The organism is Achromobacter deleyi (assembly GCF_013116765.2).
GTDB lineage: Bacteria > Pseudomonadota > Gammaproteobacteria > Burkholderiales > Burkholderiaceae_B > Achromobacter > Achromobacter deleyi_A.
This window is the reverse complement of sequence record NZ_CP074375.1, coordinates 5,541,121-5,563,829: the sequence shown is the minus strand read 5'-3', so window position 1 is coordinate 5,563,829 and position 22,709 is coordinate 5,541,121. Positions and strand designations below refer to the sequence as shown.

Annotated in this window: 16 protein-coding genes; 8 read left to right on the top strand and 8 right to left on the bottom strand. The window is 68.4% G+C overall.

Features of this window, described 5'->3' with window-relative positions; translation table 11 throughout:
* Window positions 1-10: 10 nt before the first annotated feature.
* From HLG70_RS25250 to HLG70_RS25235, 4 genes are read right to left on the bottom strand one after another with little or no spacing between them, the layout of a single operon-like run.
* Window positions 11-1,393: a GldG family protein gene (locus HLG70_RS25250; protein WP_171662867.1), complete on the bottom strand. Its 1,383-nt coding sequence runs from the start codon at window positions 1,391-1,393 to the stop codon at window positions 11-13.
* On the bottom strand, window positions 1,390-2,103 hold the full coding sequence (locus HLG70_RS25245) for an ABC transporter permease (RefSeq protein ID WP_171662868.1): 714 nt from the start codon (window positions 2,101-2,103) through the stop codon (window positions 1,390-1,392). Before HLG70_RS25245 ends, HLG70_RS25250 begins: the two co-directional genes overlap by 4 nt.
* The gene (locus tag HLG70_RS25240; RefSeq protein ID WP_171662869.1) at window positions 2,100-3,059 is read right to left on the bottom strand and encodes an ABC transporter ATP-binding protein; all 960 of its coding nucleotides are present in this window, start codon (window positions 3,057-3,059) and stop codon (window positions 2,100-2,102) included. Before HLG70_RS25240 ends, HLG70_RS25245 begins: the two co-directional genes overlap by 4 nt.
* Window positions 3,060-3,068: 9 nt before the next feature.
* On the bottom strand, window positions 3,069-3,926 hold the full coding sequence (locus tag HLG70_RS25235; protein ID WP_171662870.1) for an N-acyl homoserine lactonase family protein: 858 nt from the start codon (window positions 3,924-3,926) through the stop codon (window positions 3,069-3,071).
* A gap of 331 nt (window positions 3,927-4,257) precedes the next feature.
* On the opposite strand from HLG70_RS25235, the gene rraA reads away from it, so the two are divergent.
* The gene (gene rraA / locus HLG70_RS25230; RefSeq protein ID WP_213697137.1) at window positions 4,258-4,830 is read left to right on the top strand and encodes a ribonuclease E activity regulator RraA; all 573 of its coding nucleotides are present in this window, start codon (window positions 4,258-4,260) and stop codon (window positions 4,828-4,830) included.
* 15 nt (window positions 4,831-4,845) lie between these two features.
* Here the strand turns inward: rraA and HLG70_RS25225 are convergent, their stop codons facing one another.
* The 4 genes from HLG70_RS25225 to HLG70_RS25210 all read right to left on the bottom strand — a co-directional run bounded on the left by HLG70_RS25225 (window position 4,846) and on the right by HLG70_RS25210 (window position 12,472).
* Window positions 4,846-6,837 (bottom strand): aconitase family protein, encoded by a 1,992-nt coding sequence (locus HLG70_RS25225; protein ID WP_171662871.1) that lies wholly within the window; start codon window positions 6,835-6,837, stop codon window positions 4,846-4,848.
* A gap of 10 nt (window positions 6,838-6,847) precedes the next feature.
* On the bottom strand, window positions 6,848-7,822 hold the full coding sequence (locus HLG70_RS25220; RefSeq protein ID WP_171662872.1) for a tripartite tricarboxylate transporter substrate binding protein: 975 nt from the start codon (window positions 7,820-7,822) through the stop codon (window positions 6,848-6,850).
* Window positions 7,823-7,953: 131 nt separating this feature from the next.
* A complete protein-coding gene (locus HLG70_RS25215; protein WP_171662873.1) occupies window positions 7,954-8,856 on the bottom strand; it encodes a LysR family transcriptional regulator in 903 nt (300 codons plus the stop codon).
* A 73-nt stretch (window positions 8,857-8,929) separates the two neighbouring features.
* Window positions 8,930-12,472 (bottom strand): indolepyruvate ferredoxin oxidoreductase family protein, encoded by a 3,543-nt coding sequence (locus HLG70_RS25210; protein WP_171662874.1) that lies wholly within the window; start codon window positions 12,470-12,472, stop codon window positions 8,930-8,932.
* A gap of 112 nt (window positions 12,473-12,584) precedes the next feature.
* Here HLG70_RS25210 and HLG70_RS25205 point away from each other — a divergent pair, with 112 nt between their 5' ends.
* The 7 genes from HLG70_RS25205 to prpF all read left to right on the top strand — a co-directional run bounded on the left by HLG70_RS25205 (window position 12,585) and on the right by prpF (window position 22,539).
* On the top strand, window positions 12,585-13,490 hold the full coding sequence (locus HLG70_RS25205) for a LysR family transcriptional regulator (RefSeq protein ID WP_171662875.1): 906 nt from the start codon (window positions 12,585-12,587) through the stop codon (window positions 13,488-13,490).
* 110 nt (window positions 13,491-13,600) lie between these two features.
* The gene (locus HLG70_RS25200) at window positions 13,601-13,801 is read left to right on the top strand and encodes a hypothetical protein (RefSeq protein ID WP_213697136.1); all 201 of its coding nucleotides are present in this window, start codon (window positions 13,601-13,603) and stop codon (window positions 13,799-13,801) included.
* A 78-nt stretch (window positions 13,802-13,879) separates the two neighbouring features.
* Window positions 13,880-15,772, top strand: coding sequence for a sigma-54-dependent Fis family transcriptional regulator (locus tag HLG70_RS25195; RefSeq protein ID WP_171662876.1), 1,893 nt, complete (start codon window positions 13,880-13,882; stop codon window positions 15,770-15,772).
* Between the two features lie 232 nt (window positions 15,773-16,004).
* The gene (locus HLG70_RS25190; protein WP_171662877.1) at window positions 16,005-17,810 is read left to right on the top strand and encodes an NAD(P)/FAD-dependent oxidoreductase; all 1,806 of its coding nucleotides are present in this window, start codon (window positions 16,005-16,007) and stop codon (window positions 17,808-17,810) included.
* Between the two features lie 142 nt (window positions 17,811-17,952).
* Window positions 17,953-18,663 carry a GntR family transcriptional regulator gene (locus HLG70_RS25185; protein WP_171662878.1) on the top strand — a complete coding sequence of 237 codons (711 nt, stop codon included), beginning with the start codon at window positions 17,953-17,955 and terminating at the stop codon, window positions 18,661-18,663.
* A complete protein-coding gene (acnD, locus tag HLG70_RS25180; protein ID WP_171662879.1) occupies window positions 18,663-21,281 on the top strand; it encodes a Fe/S-dependent 2-methylisocitrate dehydratase AcnD in 2,619 nt (872 codons plus the stop codon). Before HLG70_RS25185 ends, acnD begins: the two co-directional genes overlap by 1 nt.
* 73 nt (window positions 21,282-21,354) lie before the next feature.
* The gene (prpF, locus tag HLG70_RS25175) at window positions 21,355-22,539 is read left to right on the top strand and encodes a 2-methylaconitate cis-trans isomerase PrpF (RefSeq protein WP_171662880.1); all 1,185 of its coding nucleotides are present in this window, start codon (window positions 21,355-21,357) and stop codon (window positions 22,537-22,539) included.
* Window positions 22,540-22,709: the final 170 nt, after the last annotated feature.

Here is a 22,709-nt window from a genome sequence, read left to right as displayed (position 1 = left end):
CGCTTCGCGTTCACCGGCGCCTCCACCAGAGCAGCAGGCCCGCCATCAGCGCCAGCAAGGGCAAGGCCACCGTGCTGGTCCAGAACACCGCGCGCATCTGGCGGTTGGTCAGTTCCACCCGGCGGTTCTCGTAATGGCGGGGCCGGATCGCGAGCAGCGCATCCTCGCCCGCCAGCAAGGTGACCGCGTTGGTGAACAGGGCGCCGTTGCCCAGCGTCGCGAAATGGCGGTTGACGGCGAAATCGCTATCGCCCGCCACCAGCAGCGAGGGCCTCGCCGAGCCGTCCGCACCGCCCGCCTGCGCATTGCGCGTGGCCAGCGCCATCAGCGTGTAGCGGGACGGGGGCTGGCCCGGCAGGTGCGCCTCGGCGGAGGTCTGCGCCAGCGGCGTCACCACCACCCCGGGCGGCAAGCCATCGCCAGCCGGTTCCAGGCCGGCGGCGCCAGGGAAGAAGCTCAGCGGCAGGCCGCGAGTCATCTTGTGGCGCGTGTAGTCGCTGACGGCCGGACTGCCGGGGTCATTGCGGTAGTGGCTGCCCGGATCGGCCAGCGCGCCGGGCGGCCGCGCAATGCCAAAGTCGCGCAACAGCGGGTCCAGCCCGTGCGGCGTGTCCGGCTCCAGCAGCAGCAGGGTCTTGCCGCCCGCGTTGGTCCATCGGCGCAGCGCCTGCGCGTCGTCCTCGCCGAAAGGCGTGCGCGGCCCCGCCGCCACCACGACCGCGCAGCGCGGCAAGGCCTGCTCCAGGCCGCCGGCGTTGACCGAGCGGGTGGCGTAGCCCAGCGTCTGCAAGGCGTTGCGCGCCATCGCCAGGCCGTGCTGTTCGTGCACTTCCACGCGGGCCACGAGGTTCTCGTCTCCGTCGTGCTCTTCCAGGTCATCCAGCGACGTCAGGCTGTCCAGCGTGGCCTCGCGATGGCCCTGCGTGAAGCAGACGGTCTGCGCGCCGTTCTGGCTGATGCGGATCAGCGCGTTGGTGAAATCCGTTTCGGTGCCGCCGTTGATCGTCAACTTGCGCGCATCGGAAGCCAGCACCGCGCTGCCCGCGAACTGGATGCCGGCGGCCCGGGCATCGGCCGGGCGCAGCGCCGGATCCACGCCGCGCACGCGGATCAGCGGATTGGCATGCTCGTACTGGCGCAGCAGTTCCAGCGCGTCGACCATGCTCTTGTTGCGCAGGTCGTAAAACCAGGTCACGTCCACCGGCTGCCGGATCTGGCGCGCGACCTCGATGCTCTCCGGCGTCAGGCTGTATAAGCGCTGCGCGGTCAGGTCGACGCGGCCCAGATGACGGGCGGCCCAGAGGTTCAGCGCCAGCAGCAGCGCGGCCACGGCCAGCACCGGCAACCAGAGCGACAGGCGCCGGCCGGCGCGGCGCAGGGCCTGGCGGCTCATCGCAGCCTCCAGCGCTTCAGGTTGACGGTGGCCACCATCAGCGCCAGCACCGCCACGCTGGCCAGGGTGACGGTGGCGGGGCCGGGCAGCACGCCCCGGATGAAGTCCACGTGCTGCGCCGACAGCGACAGCGCCTGGAAGAACGGCGACAGCGCGGGGAAAGCGTCCAGCGCGGCCGGATAGTCGATGAACCACAGCAGCACCAGGATGCCCCAGGTGGCGCTGGCCGCCACGATCTGGTTGGTGCAGGCGCTGGACACTGCGATGCCGATGGCCAGGAACAGCGCGCCGTACAGGAATACGCCGATATAGCCGCCCGCGATGGGACCGTAGTCCGGTTCGCCGTACCAGGTCAGCGGCAGCACGGCCGACATGGTGCCCGCCAGCATCAGCGCCAGCATGGTCAGCCCCGCCGCGTACTTGGCCGCCACCAGGGTGAAGTCCGACAAAGGCAAGGTCAAGAGCAATTCCAGCGTGCCTTGCCGCGCTTCCTCGGCGAAGGCACGCATGCTGACCAGCGGCATCACCAGGATCAGCAGGATGGTCATGTTGTGAAACGCGGTGACCATCTGGCCGGTGCTGACAAAAAACAGGTTGAAGCTGAAGAGGTACCCGGACAGCGCCCAGAACACCGCGACGACCACCAGCGCCACGGGTGAGCCGAAGTCGGTGCGCAATTCCTTCCGGTACAGCGCCGCGAAGCCCTTCATGCCCGTCTCCGGATCTGAGGATCGTTCGGGGCCAGCGCCGCCAGCAGGCGGGCCTCGACCGCATCCCGCATCGGCAGCACGGCGCGCAACTCGGCGTGCGCCAGCGCCGCGCGCAACACCGCGTCGCAGCCGGAGCCGCTTGCCGCGGGGCTCTCCCAGCCGATGCGCCACTTGCTGTGGTCCGCGTCCAGGATGGCGACGTCCACGCTCCTGACACCCGGGCACGCGGAGATGGCCGCGAGCAACGCCGCGTGCCGCGCCACGGGCAAGGCCAGCTGCAGCTGCAGCGCGTTCCGGGATTCTCCCAGCGCCGCGTCCTCCACCAGCCGGCCCTGGCGCAGGATGGCGATGCGCGTGCACAGCGCCTCCACCTCCTGCATCAGATGGCTGCTGAACACCACCGCGCGCCCTTCGGCGCAGCGCCGGATCATCGCTCGCGCTTCCACGATCTGCACCGGATCCAGGCCATTGGTGGCTTCATCCAGCAGCAGCACCGGCGGATCATTCAGCACGGCCTGCGCCAGCCCCACGCGCTGGCGCTGCCCTTTGGACAGGCGCCCGATCACCGAGCGCGCCACGCCTTGCAGGTCGAAGCCGTCGATGGCCCGCTCGATGGCCCGGCGCCGCGCCGGGGCGCCGCCCTCCACCTTGACGCCGGCGCCGAACTCCAGGTATTGCGTCACGGTCAGCGCGTCGTAGAGCGGCGCGCGTTCGGGCAGATAGCCGATGTCCGCATTGCCGCGCCCCGCCGCCGGCTGGCGGCCGCGGATCGTGATGCGCCCGCTGTCGGGCGTGTAGAAGCCCGCCATCAGGCGCAACGTGGTGGTCTTGCCGCTGCCGTTCGGCCCCAGCAGGCCCACGATCTCCCCGGCGCCGACGGACAGGCTCAGGGAGTCCAGGACCTGGCGCGGCCCGAACGACTTGCAGACCTCGTGCAAGACAACGGCAGGCTGCATGGCGCGCCTTCAGTCGAAGACTTTGGTCTTGGCGTTCAGCGCGTGCTGCTCGGCGTCGTGGCTGTACCAGAGCTGGCCCTGGCGCGCGTCGCGGATCTGCTTGAGGCGGTCGATGGCCAGCATGGACGCCGCGGTGTTCCAGGTGATGCCCGGAATCACGCCGGCCTCGTTCTCGCCGGTATAGATGGCGTCCGCCGCCAGCAGCACCGTGCCCGTCTTCGGCAGTTTCACCTGCAGGGACTGATGGCCCTGCGTGTGGCCCTTGGTGTCCAGCAACACGATGGTGCCGTCGCCGAACAGGTCGAAGTCTCCCTCGACCTGGATGAAGTCGTAGTCCCGCGTGGTGTCGAAGTCCTTCATGACGTAGGCGGCGCGCTGGAACTTCTCGGGCCACCAGGCCGCGCGCAATTCCGCCTTCTGCACCACATGCTTGGCCTTGGGGAACATCTTGATGTTGCCAGCGTGATCCAGGTGGAAGTGCGAGTACACCACGTACTTCACGTCGGCGACGTCAAAACCCGCGGCCTTCAGCTGGCGGTCGACGACCTCGTCGCGACCCTGGATGGAATTGAAGGCGCCGCACAGGCCCTGGCCCCAGTAATTGGCGCAATTGCCGTCGGCGGTGGCCTGGTTCATGCCGGTATCGAACAGCACCAGCCCGCGCGGGTGCTGGATCACATAGGCCGGCACCGGGATCTTGATCTTGGTGCCCACGTCCACCATGGCGGTCATGAAGCCCTTGTCCAGTTCGATCTTGCCAACCGACAACTGCATCAACTTGATATCCGGCGGCGCGTCGGCCGCTTGCGCCCATCCGCCCGCCATCACCGCCACCGCCGCAACCAGCGTCTTCCAGCTCTTGCTCATTGTTGTCTCCTCGGACCAACATGGGGAACCGCGGCCAGACGGCCACGGCCGATCAGCAAGCTCCCGGTGTCTCCCGGGTTCACATCTTGATAGCGTGTTTTCCGTGCGGGGTGCCTTGCGGCGGGCCGTGCCGGAGCGCGCGGCCGGAAACGGCATCTGACGGCCGTTTTCTCTGTTGCGCACTCTGACGCAGGCCAGGTTGGCTGCCAATTAAGGATTCGTTAAGCAGGGCTTCGCGGCGCGCGAAGTGGTAGGAACCCTAGTTGCCGCCGCATGGCAATATGCACGGGTGCGCGTGCACTTGTCCAAACCGAACCCCGGACCCATATCCATGACCCAGGCCTTCACTCCGCCCAGCTACCGCAGCGCCCCCGACGTGAACTGGACTACCGCCGACCTGTGCGACGCCTGCATGGACTACGCCGATTGGGGGTTGCGCGTGCTCCCGCCCATCTTCAAGTCCTACGGCGGGCGGTCGTGGTACTTCGGCCAGGTGGTGGCCGTGCCCTCGCCTGCGGCGGATGGCGCACTGTCCCTGGCGGGGCTGCTGGCGGAGCCCGGGCTGGGCCGGGTGCTGGTGGTGGACGGCATGGGCAGCGCCGCCCACGCCATCCTGGGCGACCGCATGGCGGCCCTGGGCGTGCAGAACGGCTGGAGCGGCGTGCTGATCAACGGCCATGTGCGCGACACGCCGGTCCTGGCGCGGATGCCGCTGGGCGTTCACGCGCTGGGCGCCATGCCCAACCGGCCGGCGGCCATGGCGCCGGCCGCGGCGGGCGAGCAGGTGCGGTTCCACGGCATCGCGATCCGCGCGGGCGATTGGCTCTATGCGGATACGGACGGCGTCATCGTCCTGTCGCGGCGCCATACGGACCCTGCCGGCGGCGACGCCGGCGCCGGCTGACTCCGGACGCCCGGCTCAGGGCGCGTGACGCGCCTGCAATTCCGCGAACGACGTCAGTTCCCCCGCCAGGGCGCTGGCCATCACGGTGGGCGGACTGGCCAGCCAGACGCGGCCCGGGCCCGAGCGCCCCGGGAAATTCCGGTTGATGGCGCTGATCGTCACCTGCGCGGCATCGGTGGATGACCCCGGCCCGCAATTGGCGCACGCGCCGCAAGATGGCTGCAGGATGCGCGCGCCGACGGCGGCGAAGGTCCGGTCGTAGCCCTGCGCGATGCAGTAGTCGCGCACGGCCGTGGTGCCGTACTGCAGATACAGCGTGACACCAGCGGGCAGCTTCAGCCCGCGCGCCACCGCCCAGGCCAGCACCTCGTGGTAGTGATCGAAATCCTCGCGCTTGCCGGCCGTGCAGGAGCCGCCGTAGGCAATATCGATACGCGGCCGGTCCCGCAGCGTGGACAGGGCGACGCCATTGCCCGGATCGCCCGGCGCCGCCACCAGGGGGGTCAGCTCGCCGCAAGCCACCCGCAAGGTCGCGGCATAGACGGCATCCGGATCGCTGTGCATCCACGGTTCGATGCCGGCGTCCACGCCGCGGCGCTCGCGCAGGAAGCGCGCGGTTTCGGCGTCTGGAGCCACGATGCCCGTCAGGCCGCCCAATTCGGCGGTCATGTTGGTCAGCGTGGCGCGCTCGTCGATCGACAGTCCGGCGACCGCCTCGCCTGCAAACTCGAAGACCTTGCCCACCCCGGCCCCGGCGCGGATCTCAGGCAGGGCCAGCAGATGCAGCACGACGTCCTTGGCCGTCACGCCCGGCGGCAGCGCGCCGCTCAGCTCGACGCGCAGGGACGCGGGCACCGTCAGCCGCACGGCGCCCGTGACGAAGGCGTTCGCCATATCGGTGGTGCCCACGCCAAAGGCCACGCAACCCAGCGCGCCGCTGTGCGGCGTATGCGAATCCGTTCCCACCACCACCTGCCCGGGCAGCGCATAGTGTTCCGCCATCATGGCGTGGGAAATGCCCGCCACATTGGCGCCGGGGTCCAGGGCCGCCTCGTCTTCGGTCAGCGTGCGGTGCTGGCGCAGGCCGTAGGCATCGACGAAGTCGCGCTGCGCCTGGCACATGGCGCGCACATTGGGCACGATGCCCGCCCGCACATGGTTCGGGCTTTCGGCTACGTAGGAAGTATGGTCTTCAAAGACCACGATGCGTTCGGCGTCCACCAGCCGCAGCGGACGCCCGAAGCGCGCATGCAGCATATGGGCGGCCATGCCGGTGTAGTACTCATGGATGAAGCGCCAGTCCGCCCGGATGAAGACGCCCGTGCCTTGCTCGGGCGCCGCCGCCGTCACGGGCGTTCGCAACAGGTGGCGCTGGATGATCTTCTCGAACAGGGTGCGCGGCGCCGGGTCCTCCTCCTTGCGGCCCGCCCCGTCATCGTGCGCGGCGACGCCGCTCAGCTGCGCCTGTCCGAAAGCCAGCAGCCCCCCCGCCTTGACGATGGCCGCGGCCAGCCCGTCGCGTCCGGCCACGATCTCGTCGACCGTGACGGACTCGCCGCGCAGCAGGCGGTCCGCCAGGCCGAGGTCGGTGCTGGTGTACAGCCCGATGTTGTCGGCATTCTGGCGATAGATGCGTTCGAAGCTCTCCGCAATCACCAGCCGCACGCCGGCCGATTTCTCCGCCATCGGACTGTGCTCTCGCGACGAGCCCTTGCCGTAGCGCTTGCCCGCCACGACGACGTTGACGCCGGCCCGCCTGATCGCATCCATGTCGACAGGCAGGGTGTCGCCAGCGCGAAATCCCGTGTACGGGTAACGGCCCAGCTTCTCGTCGAAGTGCGTGAGGATCGGCACCGGCGTGATCTCGTCGGTGGAGATGTCGTCGCGCAGCGGCGCGGCCAGTCGCGGATCGGACGCGGCGCCCGCCAGCTGCGCGGTCACACAGGCGGGATCCTGCGACAGGAACAGCAGGCGGGCCGGAACATCGAGTACGAATGAAGCGGTCATGGCCTGGGGACTACTCAACGGTGATCGCCGCGGCCTTGACCAGCGCCTGGCTCTTGGAGATTTCCGCGGCCAGGGTCTGGACCGCCAGTTCGGTGCTGCTGCCCTGGGCCACGAAACCCTGCGGCGTCAGCGTCTTCAGCACCGCCGGCTCGCGCATGGCCTGCTGGGTCGCGGATTGCAGCTTCTGGACGATATCGGCGGGCAGCCCGGCCGGCCCGATCAGCGAGATCCACGCGTCATAGGAATAATCCTTCACGCCAGCCTCGTCCAGCGTAGGCACATCGGGCAGGGCCGCGACCCGCTCCGGCGTACTGACGGCCAGGGCGTGCAGCTTGCCTGCCTGGACCTGCGCCAGCACCGAAGGCACCGCCAGGAAGGCCACCTGGATCTGCCCCGACATCACATCGGTGATCAGCGCGGTGCCACCCCGGTACGGGATATGCATCATGTCCACGCCGGCCTTGGACTTCAGCAGCTCGCCCGCCAGATGCAGGACGCTGCCGCTGCCGGAAGAGCCGTAGTTGATCTTGCCGGGCTGCGCGCGCGCCGCCTTCAGCAGGTCAGCCATCGTGCGATAGGGCGAGTTCTGCGCCACCACGACCACCAGCGGCGTCGTGCCGATGACGGAGATCGGCGTAATGTCCTTGACCGAGTCGTACGGCATGCTTTTGTACAGGCTGGGGTTGATGGCGTGGTTGGACGACACGATGGCCAGCGTGTAGCCGTCCGGTTTGGCCGACACCAGCTGGCGGGTGCCGGGTATGCCCGCCGCGCCGGCCAGGTTTTCGACGATCAGGGGCTGGGCCAGCGTCTTGCCCAGGTTCTCGGCCACCACGCGCGCCACCATGTCGGCGGTGGAGCCGGGCGAAGTCGGCACGATCAGGCGGATCGGACGATCCGGGTAGCCTGCCGCCACGGCGGCGGCCGCGGCGCACAGGGCGCCAAGCGCGAGCGCACAGCTCGCCAGGATGCGGGTTGGGGTCATGATGTCTCCGTATGGGGCGCAGCGGGGTCTGTATGCCCCGTACCGGCGATGAACGCGCTTTGACTATACGAAGTTGGCCAGGAATGCCGAAGTGTCCTCTTGGCAGGTCCGCCATCGCCAATGGCGATGCCTCAGCCCTGCTGGGCCAGGAATTTGACGAGCGTGCTTGCGGTGGCCGACAGCTGGTCCTGGCGGGGAAATACGATGCAAAGCTGGCGCCTGGCCCAATCATCCGACAGGGGACGGACCACCACGTCCAGCGATTGCAGGTACAGCTCGGCCACCTGCTGCGGCATCACGGCGATGCCCAGGCCGGCATGCGTCATGCGGCAAAGCGCGTCCAGGCTGGCCACCCGGATCTTCACCGACAGCGTCTTGCCCAGTTCCGAGGCCCGCGCCGCCAGCAACTGGGTCAGCGCGCTGTTCTCGCGCAATCCCACGAAGGTCTCTTCGGCGATGTCCTGCAAACTGAGCTGGCGGGCGGCGGCCCGGGGATGGCTGGCCGGCAGCATCACCGCAAGCCGGTCGCGGCGGTAGGGCAGTTGCTCCAGTCCTTCCGCCCCCGCAAGCTGGTTGCAGATGCCGAAGTCGGCGGCGCGCTCGCGCACCAGCCGCAGGACGTCGGGACTGTGCTGTTCTTCCAGGTCGATGTCCACGTCGGGAAACAGGCGCTGGAACGCCGCCACGTCCTCGGGCAGGAACTGCACGATGGCCGACAGATTGGCGACCAGCCGCACGTGGCCTTTCACCCCTTCGTAGAAGCGCGACAGCTCCGCCCCCATGGCCTCCACGTCGCCGATGATCTGCCGCGCATGGCGCAGCACGGTCTGGCCGGCGGGCGTCACCGTCACGCCCCGGGTGTGCCTTGTTATCAGCGGCAGGCCGATCAGGGATTCCATGTCGGCGATGCGCCGGCTGACGGCGGACGGCGCGATGAACTCGCGCTCGGCCGCCCGGGCGATGCTGTTTTCCTGGCATACCGCCACGAACAGCCGCAACGAGGTCAGATCAAGTTTGCGTAGGATGTTTTCCATGACCGGGCAGACAGGGGGAGCGGCACGACCTGCATTGACGGGGGATCGTACACCACGCCCCCCCGCCCCGAGTTCAGGCCGCCAGCGGCACACGGTCCCCGTTGCGATAGCGTTCCCACAAGCCGGCCTGCCTGGCCTGCGCCTGCTCCACGCTCTTTTCCTTCACGTGGCCATAGCCCCGGATCGCATCCGGCAAGCCGGCCAGCGCCAGCGCGGCATCGCGGTTGCCGGCATCCAGCGAGCGCGAGAACTCCTCCGCCAGCGCCAGGTAGTCGGCCGCCAGCTGACGCTCCATGCGGCGCTCGGCCGTCTTGCCGAATACATCCAGCCAGGTGCCACGCACGCGCTTCATCGGCGCCAGCGCGCGAAACGCCAGCGCCATCCAGGGACCGAAGGCACGCTTTTGCAGGCGGCCCTGCGCGTCGCGGCGCGCGAACGCCGGCGGCGCCAGGTAGTAGCGCAGGCGATAGTCGCGGCCCGGCTCGCCCTCGAACTGCGCGCGCAGCCTGGCCTTGAAGGCCGGATCGGCGTACAGGCGCGCCACTTCGTATTCGTCCTTGTAGGTCATGAGCTTGGCCAGGTTGCGCGCCACGGCGCGCGTCACCTCGTATTGCTGCGTGTCCGGAAGCGCGGATTCGCGCGCCCGCACCGCCGCCACCGCCGCCAGGAAGCGCGCCGCATAGGCCGAGTCCTGATAGTCACGCACATGCGCCGCCAGCCGCCTGATCAGGCCGTCCACGGACTCGGGCAGCGCCACCACGCTGGCGGGCGCCGCCGGGCGCAGCGCATCCGCGCCGCGATGCGCGGCTTGCCGGCCCAGTTCGAACGCAGCCAGGTTCTTCTCCACCGACACGCCATTGATCTCGATCGCGCGGCGCAGGCTGTCCAGCGACAGCGGCAGGCCGCCCTTCTGCCAGGCATAGCCCAGCAGCAGCGGATTGGCGTAGATGCTGTCGCCCAGCAGGGCCTCGGCCAGCGGGCCCGCTTCGATGAAATCGCAGTTGCCGCCGGTGCTCTGCCCCAGCGCGCTCTGCGCCTGCGCGCCCGGAAACCGCCAGGCCGGCTGCGACAGGAAGGCGGCCGTCGGCGCGGCGCTGCTGTTCACCACGGCGCGGCCATGATCCGGCCGCAGGCGCGACAGCACTTCCGGCGACGCGGACACCAGCGCGTCGCAACCGATCACCAGGTCCGCCTCGCCCAGCGCCACGCGGGTGGCGTGCAGGTCTTCCGGACGGTTGGCCAGCTGCACGTGACTGAGCACCGCGCCGCCCTTCTGCGCCAGGCCCGCCATGTCCAGCACGGTCACGCCCTTGCCTTCGATGTGCGCGGCCGCGCCCAGCAACGCACCTATCGTCACCACGCCAGTGCCACCCACTCCCGCGATCACCACGCGGTACGCGGCGCCGGCGGCGATATCCGCGCGGTCCGGCAAGGGCGCCTCGGGCAGCGCGGGCGCGCCGCCCGCCTGGCCTGGCTTGCGCAGCACCGCGCCTTCGGCCGTCACGAAGCTGGGGCAGAAGCCTTCCACGCAGGAGAAGTCCTTGTTGCAGGACGACTGGTTGATCCGCCGCTTCGTCCCCATGGGAGTGTCCAGTGGTTCCACGGACAGGCAGTTGGATTTCACCGAGCAATCGCCGCAGCCTTCGCACACCGCATCGTTGATGAAGGCGCGGCGGGGCGGATCGGGATACTCGCCGCGCTTGCGGCGGCGGCGCTTCTCGGTGGCGCAGGTCTGGTCGTAGATGAGCACCGTGGTGCCCTCCGTGTCGCGCAAGGCGCGCTGCACCTCGTCCAGCGCCTTGCGATGATGCACCTCGACCCCGGCCGGCAGTATGGCCGCACCCGTGTATTTATCCGGCTCGTCGGTCACGACCACCGTCTTGCCTACGCCTTCGGCCTGCATCTGCGCGGCAATCTGCGGCACGGTCAGCACGCCGTCCACCGGCTGCCCGCCGGTCATGGCGACCGCGTCGTTGTAGAGGATCTTGTAGGTGATGCTGGCGCGCGCCGCGACCGCCGCGCGGATGGCCAGCAGGCCGGAATGGAAATAGGTGCCGTCGCCCAGGTTGGCGAAGATGTGGCGTTCCGACGTGAAGTCCTTCTGCCCCAGCCAGGCCACGCCCTCGCCGCCCATCTGGCTGAAGGTATCGGTATTGCGGTCCATCCACATCGCCATGTAGTGGCAGCCTATGCCCGCCACCGCACGCGAGCCTTCCGGCACGCGGGTGGACGTGTTGTGCGGACAGCCCGAACAGAACCAGGGCTTGCGCTCTTCGACCAGGGTGGGACGGCTGGCTTCGCGCTCCTTCGCGTCGATCACGGCCAGCCGGGCCGCGATGCGGGCTCGCAGCGCGTCCGACAGGTCCGCCCTCTCCAGGCGCGCCGCGATCGCGCGGGCGATCAGCGCCGGCGACAGCTCATGGCGCGCCGGCAGCAGCCAGCCGCCGCGCGGCGTGGACCATTCGCCCCCGCCGTTCTCGCGCTCGTCGAACTTGCCATACACGCGCGGGCGCACATCGTCGCGCCAGTTGTAGAGCTCTTCCTTCAGCGCGTATTCCAGGATCTGGCGCTTTTCCTCGACCACCAGGATTTCCTTCAGTCCCGTGGCGAATTCGCGCGCGTCCTGCGCGTCCAGCGGCCAGATGCAGCCCACCTTCAGCACACGGATGCCGGCCTGCGCACAGGCCGTCTCGTCCAGCCCCAGGTCGTTGAGGGCCTGGCGCACGTCCAGATAGGCCTTGCCCGCGGTCATGATGCCGAAATGCGCGCGCGGAGAATCCAGCACCACCCGGTTCAGCTTGTTGGCACGCACATAGGCCAGCGCCGCGTACCACTTGTGGTCCAGCAGCCGCGCCTCCTGCGCCAGCGGCGAATCCGGCCAGCGGATATTCAGGCCGCCCGCCGGCAGGCTGTCTTGCGGCAGCACTATCCGCACGCGCGCCGGATCCACGTCGACCGACGCGCTGGACTCCACCACGTCGGTCACGCATTTCATCGCCACCCAGAGGCCCGTATGGCGGCTCATGGCCCAGCCGTGCAGGCCGTAGTCCAGGTACTCCTGCACATTGGACGGATACAGCACCGGAATGCCGCTGGCGATCAGCACATGTTCGGACTGATGCGCCACCGACGAGGATTTGGCGGCATGGTCATCGCCGGCCAGCATCAGCACCCCGCCATGCGCGGACGTGCCCGCCGAGTTGGCGTGCTTGAGCACATCCACCGAGCGGTCCACCCCCGGCCCCTTGCCGTACCACATGCCGAACACGCCATCGCGCTCGGCGCCCGGAAACAGGTTCAGCTGCTGCGTGCCCCAGACGGCGGTGGCGGCCAGGTCCTCGTTCACGCCGGGCTGGAACACCACATCGTTCGCTTTCAGATGCCGCTTGGCTTTCCACAGGGCCTGGTCCAGCCCGCCCAGCGGCGACCCCCGGTAGCCGGAGACATAGCCCGCCGTATTAAGGCCGGCTTGCTGGTCGCGCAGCTTCTGCATCAGGGGCAGGCGCACCAGCGCCTGCGTGCCGCTGAGATAGATGCGGCCGGAGGCCCGGGTGTATTTGTCGTCCAGCGTCAGGCCATGGGTATCGGCCACGCCGGGGGGTAGAGGGGCGTTCACGGGACTTGTCTCCTGCAATCTGCGGGGTGGGTTTTTAGTGTTTTCCGCAGTGTAGGAATGGCGATGGCTATCGTATATTCATATATTCAGGTAGCTGGTATTCGATAAACACATGGCTAACGATGTCACCCTGCGGCAACTGCGCTACTTCGCCGCCGCCGCCCGGACGGGCCGGTTCTCCATGGCGGCGGCCGACGAGCACGTCTCGCAATCGGCCGTCACCAACGCGGTGCTGGCACTGGAAGCACAGCTGGGCGTGCGTCTGTTCGACCGCCATCCCCACGGCGTCACGCTGACTCCCGAAGGCCACAACTTTCACCAGCGCGCCCGCGACGTGCTGGATTCCCTGGACGACGCGCTGCGCGAACCGGGCTTTCAACGCTATGCGCTGCGCGGCTCGGTGCGGATCGCGGCGTCCTACACCGTGCTGGGCTACTTCCTGCCCGACCTGCTGGCGCGCTTTCGCCGGCGCTACCCCGACGTGGTGCTGGACCTGGTGGACCTGGACCGGCCCGAGATCGAAAAGGCGGTGGCCAGCGGCGAAGTCGAGCTGGGGGTGGCGCTGCTGTCCAACGTGGACAAGCGGGACCGGTTCGGCCACCAGGTGCTGGTGCGGTCGCGGCGCCAGCTCTGGACGGCGTCCGGCCACCCGCTGCTGCAGGCCGCGGCGCCATCGCTCGCGGACATCGCCCAGTACCCCTACATCCTGCTGGAAGTGGACGAAGGCGAACGGTCCACGCTGAACTACTGGCGCGCCCATGGCCTGCAGCCCGACATCGCTTTTCGCACCCGCTCCATGGAGGCCCTGCGCGGGCTGGTGGCGCACGGGTTCGGGATCACGATGCTGTCGGACATGGTCTATCGCCCCTGGTCGCTGGAAGGCCGCAAGATCGAAGCCGTGCCCGTCACCGACGCCGTGCCGCCGATGGAAGCAGGCCTGCTGTGGCATCCGCGCGCGGCCATGGCCAAGCCCGCCGACGCGTTCCGGCAATTCATGACGTATGCGTGCGGGGTTTGAGGGCGGCGGGTCGTCGATGGCGCTGCCCAACTTGGGCGCGGCGCATCATTAGAATCGCGGTTCCTCCCGACTGGCGCCTGCCTCTCCCGATGCTCCGATACACATCCGCCATGAGCGGCACGCTGACCCGCGGTTATCGCGACATCGTCGCGACCGACGCGTACGAGTCTTCCCGTGCGGCAGTGCAGCACGGCGAGTGCGAGGAGAAGACCCTGAGCAAGGGCAAAACCCCGCGCACGCTGAAGTTCGACGGCCAGCGCTACCGCATCCCGGAACCGCTGCGTTCGCTGGATCGGGAGACTGCTGGATAACCAGCATTTACAGGCGAGTCTCCTCCTGTGCATGCTGCCCAATGATCCGGCGCAGATCGGGCGCACCATGGAGACGACATGCCTAGTCAGGAATCCCTGCACTCCGCCCATATCCGCGAGATCGAACAGGTCGGCCTGGGCCGGCCAACGCAGCGCGACGCGCACGTGGTGCGCAGCTGGCTGCGCTGCCTGGATCAATACCGGCTGGACCCCGCCCAGGCCTGCGAGGCCTACATCGTGCCCGACGGGCGGCTGCGCGAGCACCGCCAGCAATCCGAAGCCCTCATCGCCATCGCGCGCAGCGGGCTGGACCATCTCTTCCGGCAGGTCGCCGGCCAGAACTACGTGCTGCTGCTGGCCGACCGCCAGGGCGTGACCGTGGAATTCCTGGGCGACGCCCTGCAGACCAGCAAGCTGCGCAAGGCCGGACTCTATCTGGGGTCGGAATGGTCGGAGCCGCGCGCCGGCACCTGCGCGGTGGGCGCCTGCCTGGAAACGGGCGAAGCGCTCACCATCCACCAGACCGACCACTTCGACAACACCCACACGCCGCTGTCCTGCACCGCCGCGCCCATCTACAACGCCGACGGCGAACTGGCGGCCGTGCTGGATATCTCGCTGCTCAGTTCGCCCAGCCTCAAGACCAGCCAGAACCTGGCGCTGCATCTGGTCAACAGCACCACGCGCCGCATCGAGCTCGCCAACCTGATGGCGCGCACCCGCAACGAATGGGTGCTGCGCTTTGCCCGGTCGCCCGAGTTCCTGGACGTGGATCCCGAAGCCGCCATCTCGCTGGACGGCTCCGGGCGCATCCTGGGCATGACGCATACCGGCGCCAAGCTGCTGGCGCGCGCCGCCGGCCTGGACTGGCGCAACCCGGCCAATCTCATCGGCCAATCCGTCACGCGCTTCTTCGATGTGCAGCTGGACGATCTGCCCCAATACACCCGCGCCCGCGCGCCACAAGACCGGCTGATCGTCGCGCGCGACGGCGACGCCCTGTTCGCGCATGCCATCGAACCCAACCGCCATCAGCGCGGCGCCACGGTGGCGGTGCGCGCCACGCCGTCGGCGCTGCGCGGCCTGGATGGCGGCGACGCCAGGATGGCCTCGCTGCAGGTCCGCGCCGCCAAGCTGGCCCGGCAAGGCCTGCCCATCCTGTTGCAGGGCGAGACCGGCGTGGGCAAGGAATACCTGGCGCGCGCCATCCACGACGACAGCCGCCGGTCCGGCCGCTTCGTGGCCGTGAACTGCGCCGCCATCCCCGAGTCCCTGATCGAAAGCGAGCTGTTCGGCTACCTGCCCGGCGCCTACACCGGGGCCGCCCCCAAGGGCCGCAAGGGCCTGATCGAAGAATCCGATGGCGGCACCCTGTTCCTGGACGAGATCGGCGACATGCCGCTGACGCTGCAGAGCCGGTTGCTGCGCGTGCTGGCCGAATCCGAGGTCACGCCCATCGGCGCCAACGCGCCGCGCGCCTTGCGCCTGGCCCTGGTGTCGGCCTCGCACCGCGACCTGGGCGCGCTGGTGCGCGAGGGCCGCTTTCGCGAAGACCTGTATTACCGCATCAATGCCGCCGCCTTGACCGTGCCGCCGCTGCGCGAACGCCAGGACCTGGACTGGCTGATCGACCGCATGCTGGCCCGGCATCAGGACGAGTCCGGCGCCCCCGTGTTGTCGCCCGCCGCCCTGCTGGCCCTGAAGGCGCACGCCTGGCCCGGCAACATCCGCGAACTGGCCAACGTGATCGCGGTGGCCGCCGCGCTGTGCGAGCACGGCGTCATCGAACCCCAGGACCTGCCCGACACGCTGGCCCCGGCGGGATGCGCCGTCACCGCCGAAGAAGCGGCGCTGCGATCGGCCCTGGCCAGCTGCGCCGGAAATGTCTCGGAAACCGCCCGGCGGCTGGGCGTGGACCGCTCCACCATTCATCGCCAGATGCGGCGCTACGGCCTGTCCTCGCGGCGCTGATCGCGCGCCGCTGCAACACCCGCCCGCCACAGGTGTTGCATCCGCCACGGCGCCGGCTTCCGGCCATGGTCCGCGCTTCCCGTAGGCAAGGCAATTTCAACGCGCATCCGCGGCTGGCACGGCAATTGCATGTATGCAGGCGGCGTCCACCGTCCGGCACAGGCCGGGGCCGCCGCCGGACGGGAACGTCCGCCACGACAACGACTGCCCGCCACGGGCAAGGAGACAAGATATGCCGACCGACCACGCCGCCGACGCCGCCCTGGACGCGGTGCTTGCGCGCCTGAACACCGCGCTGGGCAACAAGGACATCGACGCCGTCGCCCAGATGTTCCAGGACGAATGCTATTGGCGCGACCTGGTGCTGTTCTGCTGGAACCTGCGCACCCTGGAAGGCCGCGACCAGATCCGGGACATGCTGCAACAGCAGCTGCGGCATGTCGAGCCGGTGCGCTTTACCCGCGACGACGCGGAGGCCGTGTCCGACGCCGACGGCCTGCTGCAAGGCTGGTTCCAGGTCGATACCAATCTTGCGCGCGGCTACGGCCACATCCGCGTCAAGGACGGCAAGATCTGGACCCTGCTCACCACCATGTCGGAACTGAAGGGACACGAGGAGCCCAGCGGCGTGCGCCGGCCCAAGGGCGCCGAGCACGGCAGCAGCCGCGACCGCCAGACCTGGCAGGAAAAGCGCGAGCGGGAAGCGGCCGAACTGGGCTACCAGACCCAGCCATATGTGCTGATCATCGGCGGCGGCCAGGGCGGCATCGCGCTGGGCGCGCGCCTGCGCCAGCTGGACGTGCCCACCATCATCATCGAAAAGAACGAACGCGCCGGCGACAGCTGGAGGAAGCGCTACAAGTCGCTGTGCCTGCACGACCCGGTCTGGTACGACCACCTGCCTTACATCCCCTTCCCCGAGAACTGGCCCGTCTTCGCACCCAAGGACAAGATCGGCGACTGGCTGGAGATGTACACCAAGGTGATGGAGCTGAATTACTGGACCTCGACCGTGTGCGAATCGGCGCGCTATGACGAGCAGAAGCAGGAATGGGAGGTCACGGTAGTGCGCGAGGGCAAGCCCGTGGTGCTGCGTCCCAAGCAGCTGGTGCTGGCCACCGGCATGTCGGGCAAGGCGAACGTGCCACGCTTTCCCGGCCAGGATGAATTCCAGGGTGAACAGCAGCATTCGTCGCAGCATCCCGGGCCGGACGCCTACCGCGGCAAGAACGTCGTCGTCATCGGCGCCAACAACTCGGCCCACGACATCTGCGCGGCGCTGTGGGAAGGCGGCGCCAACGTCACGATGGTGCAGCGTTCGTCCACGCACATCGTCCGCTCCGAGACCTTGATGGACATCGGGCTGGGCGGGCTGTATTCGGAACAGGCGCTGGCCAACGGCATGACCACGCGCAAGGCCGACCTGACCTTCGCTTCCGTGCCTTACAAGATCCTGGCCCAGTTCCAGGTGCCGCTCTACGATCAGATGCGCGAGCGCGACGCCGAGTTCTACAAGAAGCTGGAGGCCGCCGGCTTCATGCTGGACTGGGGCGACGACGGTTCGGGCCTGTTCATGAAGTACCTGCGCCGCGGGTCCGGCTACTACATCGACGTGGGCGCTTGCGATCTCATCATCGACGGCAGCATCAAGCTGCAGTCGCGCACCGACGTCAGCCGCCTGACGCAGGATTCCGTGGTGCTCACCAACGGGGTCACGCTGCCCGCGGACCTGGTCGTCTACGCGACGGGGTACGGCTCGATGAACGGCTGGGCCGCCGACCTGATCAGCCCCGAGGTCGCGGACAAGGTCGGCAAGTGCTGGGGGCTGGGTTCCGCCACCACCAAGGACCCGGGCCCCTGGGAAGGCGAACAGCGCAACATGTGGAAGCCCACGCAGCAGGAAGCGCTGTGGTTCCACGGCGGCAATCTGCATCAGTCGCGCCACTACTCCCAGTACCTGTCCTTGCAACTGAAGGCCCGGCAGGTGGGGATTCCGGTGCAGGTCTATGGGGTCCAGGAGGTGCATCACAAGCGCTAGGCGCCCCGGCCGCCCCCTGCGCGCAAGCAACCGCCCGGCCGCTTGCGCCGCTTCCTCACCCGAGGTAAATTGTTGACAATCCGGCGCCACAACGCCATTTATTCCGATTTTTCCCACCAAAACCGGACAGATTGTTGACACCATGAGCAAAGTGCTGACCCTGCCGGGTAGTCCGCCGGGCGATGGCGAGACGCTTTCGGATCATATTTTCCGCAAGATCCAGTCCGCCATCGTCAAAGGCGAGATCGCCCCGGGCAGCAAGATTTCCGAGCCGGAGCTGGCGCGCATCCATGGCGTCAGCCGGGGTCCGCTGCGCGAGGCCCTGCACCGGCTCGAAGGCCAGAAGCTGCTGGTCCGCGTGCCGCATGCCGGCGCGCGCGTCGTGTCGCTGTCGCGGCAGGAACTGTCCGAACTCTACGAAATCCGCGAATCGCTGGAAGGCATGGCCTGCCGGCTGGCCGCCGAACGCATGCCGCCGTCGGAAATCGCCGAACTGCGCGGCGTGCTGGAAGCGCACGAACGCGACGAGGCCTTCCAGGCTGGCCTGGGCTACTACCAGCAGGAAGGCGACTACGATTTCCACTACCGCATCGTCAAGGGCAGCGGCAACCAGATGCTGTTCCGCATGCTGTGCGACGAGCTCTACCAGCTGGCGCGCATGTACCGCATCCAGTATTCGACGACGCCCAACCGCCCGCGGCAGGCTTATGCCGAGCACCACCGCATTCTTGACGCCATCGCCGACGGCGACGGCGAGCTGGCCGAAATCCTGATGCGGCGCCACATCCGCGCATCCCGCATCAACATCGAACAACAGATCGCGCAGAGCACCCTGCAGCGCACGGAGGCATGATGAACCAGTCGTACCGCAAGACCCTGCCCGGCACCCGCCTGGACTATTTCGACGCCCGCGCGGCCGTGGAGGCCATCGCTCCCGGCGCTTATGACGGCCTGCCCTATACCTCGCGCGTATTGGCCGAGAACCTGGTCCGCCGCTGCGAACCGGCCATGCTGACCGATGCGCTCAAGCAGCTGATCGAACGCCGCCGCGACCTGGACTTCCCGTGGTTTCCCGCGCGCGTGGTCTGCCATGACATCCTGGGCCAGACCGCGCTGGTGGACCTGGCCGGCCTGCGCGACGCCATCGCCGAGAAAGGCGGCGATCCGGCCAAGGTCAATCCCGTCGTGCCGGTGCAGCTGATCGTCGACCACTCGCTGGCCGTGGAATACGACGGCAACGATCCCGACGCCTTCGCGAAGAACCGCGCCGTCGAAGACCGCCGCAACGAAGACCGCTTCCATTTCATCGACTGGACCAAGCAGGCCTTCGAGAACATCGAGGTCGTGCCGCCGGGCAACGGCATCATGCACCAGATCAACCTGGAGCGGATGTCCCCCGTGATCTACACGCAGGACGGCGTGGCCTTCCCGGACACGCTGGTGGGCACCGACAGCCATACGCCGCACGTGGACGCGCTGGGCGTGATCGCCATCGGCGTGGGCGGCCTGGAAGCCGAAAACGTCATGCTGGGCCGCGCGTCCTGGATGCGCCTGCCCGACATCATCGGCGTGGAACTGAGCGGCCGCGCCCAGCCCGGCATCACCGCCACCGACATCGTGCTGACCCTGACCGAATTCCTGCGCAAGGAAAAAGTGGTGGGCGCGTACCTGGAGTTTTACGGCGAAGGCGCCTCCAGCCTGACGCTGGGCGACCGCGCCACCATCTCGAACATGGCGCCCGAGTACGGCGCCACGGCCGCGATGTTCTCGATCGACCAGCAGACCATCGACTACCTGCGCCTGACCGGCCGCGAGGACGAGCAGATCGCGCTGGTGGAAACCTATGCCAGGACCGCGGGCCTGTGGTCCGACAGCCTGGCCACCGCCGAGTACGAGCGCGTGCTGCGCTTTGACCTGTCGACCGTGGTGCGCACGCTGGCCGGCCCGTCCAACCCGCATCGCCGCCTGCCGGTGTCCGACCTGGCCGAACGCGGAATCTCGGGCGTGGTCGAAAACGAACCCGGCCTGATGCCGGACGGCGCCGTCATCATCGCCGCCATCACCAGCTGCACCAACACCAGCAATCCGCGCAACGTCATCGCGGCGGGCCTCCTGGCGCGCAACGCCAATCGCGCGGGCCTGGCCCGCAAGCCCTGGGTAAAGAGCTCGCTCGCGCCCGGCTCCAAGGCCGTGCAGCTGTACCTGGATGAAGCCGGCCTGACCGAAGACCTGGAAAAACTGGGCTTTGGCGTGGTGGCGTTTGCCTGTACCACGTGCAACGGCATGTCCGGCGCGCTGGACCCCGTGATCCAGCAGGAAATCATCGACCGCGACCTCTACGCCACCGCCGTGCTGTCCGGCAACCGCAACTTCGACGGCCGCATCCATCCCTATGCCAAGCAGGCCTTCCTGGCATCGCCGCCGCTGGTCGTGGCCTACGCCATCGCCGGCACCATCCGCTTCGACATCGAACGCGACGTGCTGGGCATCGCCGCCGACGGCCGCGAGATCCGTCTGAAGGACATCTGGCCCAGCGACGAAGAGATCGACGCCATGGTCAAGTCCGCGGTCAAGCCCGAGCAGTTCCGCAAGGTCTACGCCCCGATGTTCGGCATCAAGGACGACCGCCAGAACGCCGTCAGCCCGCTGTACGACTGGCGCCCGCAAAGCACCTACATCCGCCGCCCGCCGTACTGGGAAGGCGCGCTGGCGGGCGAGCGCGGCCTGCGCGGCATGCTGCCGCTGGCCGTGCTGGGCGACAACATCACCACCGACCACCTGTCGCCGTCCAACGCCATCCTGCTCGACAGCGCCGCCGGCGAATACCTGGACAAGATGGGCCTGCCCGAAGAGGACTTCAATTCCTACGCTACGCACCGCGGCGATCACCTGACCGCGCAGCGCGCCACCTTCGCCAACCCCAAGCTCTTCAACGAAATGGTGAAGAACGACGACGGCACGGTCAAGCAAGGCTCGCTGGCGCGCGTGGAGCCCGAAGGCCAGGTCATGCGCATGTGGGAAGCCATCGAGACCTACATGGAGCGCAAGCAGCCGCTGATCATCGTGGCCGGCGCCGACTATGGCCAGGGCTCCTCGCGCGACTGGGCCGCCAAGGGCGTGCGCCTGGCCGGCGTGGAAGCCATCGTCGCCGAAGGCTTCGAGCGCATCCACCGCACCAACCTGATCGGCATGGGCGTGCTGCCGCTGGAATTCAAGCCGGGCGTGAACCGCAAGACGCTGGCGCTGGACGGCACCGAAAGCTACGACGTCATCGGCGAACGCAAGCCGCGCGCCGACCTGACGCTGGTGATCCATCGCCGCGACGGCCAGACCGTTGAAGTCCCCGTGACCTGCCGCCTGGATACCGCCGAAGAAGTCTCTATCTACGAGGCCGGCGGCGTGCTGCAGCGCTTTGCCCAGGATTTCCTGGAAGCCGAATCCGTATCGGGCGCCGGCAAGCTGGCCGGCTGATCCGCCCCTCGCGTCAAGACAGGCGGGCGCCCCGGCGCCCGCCGCCCACCTCCCGACACATCAGGACTGTTCCATGGCCCATGCTCCCCAGACCAAGATTGCCGCCACCTACATGCGCGGCGGCACCAGCAAAGGCGTGTTCTTCAAGCTGGACGACCTGCCCGAATCCGCGCGCGTGCCCGGCGCCGCCCGCGACGCGCTGCTGATGCGCGTGATCGGCAGCCCCGACCCTTACGGCAAGCAGATCGACGGCATGGGCGCCGCCACGTCCAGCACCAGCAAGACCGTCATCGTCGGCAAGAGCGCGCGTCCGGACCATGACGTGGACTATCTGTTCGGGCAGGTCTCCATCGACCAGCCTTTCGTGGACTGGAGCGGCAACTGCGGCAACCTGTCGGCCGCGGTCGGCCCGTTCGCCATCACCAACGGCCTGGTCGACGCGGCCCGCATTCCTCAAGACGGCATCGCCATCGTGCGGATCTGGCAGGCGAACATCAAGAAGACCATCATCGCGCATGTGCCTGTCACCGGCGGCGCGGTGCAGGAGACCGGCGACTTCGAACTGGACGGCGTGACCTTCCCCGCCGCCGAGCTGCGCCTGGAATTCATGGACCCGGCCGAGGAAGGCGATGGCGGATCCATGTTCCCCACCGGCAACCTGGTGGACGACCTGGAGGTGCCGGGCGTGGGCACCTTCAAGGCCACCATGATCAACTCCGGCATCCCCACCATCTTTCTGGAAGCGTCGGCCCTGGGCTATACCGGCGCGGAATTGCAGGACGACATCAACGGCGACGCCGCGGCGCTGGCGCGCTTCGAGACCATTCGCGCCCACGGCGCGCTGCGCATGGGGCTGATCAAGAACATCGAAGAAGCCGCCAGCCGCCAGCACACGCCCAAGGTCGCGTTCGTCGCCCCCCCGAAGGAATACGTGTCGTCCAGCGGCAAGAAGATCGGAACCGGCGACATCGACGTGCTGGTGCGCGCCCTGTCCATGGGCAAGCTGCATCACGCCATGATGGGCACGGCCTCGGTCGCCATCGCCACCGCGGCGGCGGTGCCCGGCACGCTGGTCAACCTGGCCGCCGGCGGCACGGAACGCGACAACGTGTGCTTCGGCCATCCGTCGGGCACCTTGCGCGTGGGCGCGCAGGCCCAGCTGGTGGACGGCGAATGGAAGGTCACCAAGGCCATCATGAGCCGCAGCGCGCGAGTGCTGATGGAAGGCCGCGTACACGTGCCGCGCGTGGGGTTCTGAGCGGCGGGCGCCTCGTTTTTCCCGGGTTTCAAGCATGTTTCGTAAATTGCGAGCCGCGAGCAAAGGCTCGCAATTTACATTTGCGCCCGGCACTTAGGCTGGACTCCGACCACGCCTGCCCCTATACTTAACAGATGTTGTAATTCTTCACCGGACCCCGCCGATGCCCA

Coding starts and splice junctions, on each gene's coding strand:
- HLG70_RS25250 (WP_171662867.1), bottom strand. CDS start 1,393: ATGAGCCGCCAGGCCCTGCGCCGCGCCGGCCGGCGCCTGTCGCTCTGG.
- HLG70_RS25245 (WP_171662868.1), bottom strand. CDS start 2,103: ATGAAGGGCTTCGCGGCGCTGTACCGGAAGGAATTGCGCACCGACTTC.
- HLG70_RS25240 (WP_171662869.1), bottom strand. CDS start 3,059: ATGCAGCCTGCCGTTGTCTTGCACGAGGTCTGCAAGTCGTTCGGGCCG.
- HLG70_RS25235 (WP_171662870.1), bottom strand. CDS start 3,926: ATGAGCAAGAGCTGGAAGACGCTGGTTGCGGCGGTGGCGGTGATGGCG.
- rraA (WP_213697137.1), top strand. CDS start 4,258: ATGACCCAGGCCTTCACTCCGCCCAGCTACCGCAGCGCCCCCGACGTG.
- HLG70_RS25225 (WP_171662871.1), bottom strand. CDS start 6,837: ATGACCGCTTCATTCGTACTCGATGTTCCGGCCCGCCTGCTGTTCCTG.
- HLG70_RS25220 (WP_171662872.1), bottom strand. CDS start 7,822: ATGACCCCAACCCGCATCCTGGCGAGCTGTGCGCTCGCGCTTGGCGCC.
- HLG70_RS25215 (WP_171662873.1), bottom strand. CDS start 8,856: ATGGAAAACATCCTACGCAAACTTGATCTGACCTCGTTGCGGCTGTTC.
- HLG70_RS25205 (WP_171662875.1), top strand. CDS start 12,585: ATGGCTAACGATGTCACCCTGCGGCAACTGCGCTACTTCGCCGCCGCC.
- HLG70_RS25200 (WP_213697136.1), top strand. CDS start 13,601: ATGAGCGGCACGCTGACCCGCGGTTATCGCGACATCGTCGCGACCGAC.
- HLG70_RS25195 (WP_171662876.1), top strand. CDS start 13,880: ATGCCTAGTCAGGAATCCCTGCACTCCGCCCATATCCGCGAGATCGAA.
- HLG70_RS25190 (WP_171662877.1), top strand. CDS start 16,005: ATGCCGACCGACCACGCCGCCGACGCCGCCCTGGACGCGGTGCTTGCG.
- HLG70_RS25185 (WP_171662878.1), top strand. CDS start 17,953: ATGAGCAAAGTGCTGACCCTGCCGGGTAGTCCGCCGGGCGATGGCGAG.
- acnD (WP_171662879.1), top strand. CDS start 18,663: ATGAACCAGTCGTACCGCAAGACCCTGCCCGGCACCCGCCTGGACTAT.
- prpF (WP_171662880.1), top strand. CDS start 21,355: ATGGCCCATGCTCCCCAGACCAAGATTGCCGCCACCTACATGCGCGGC.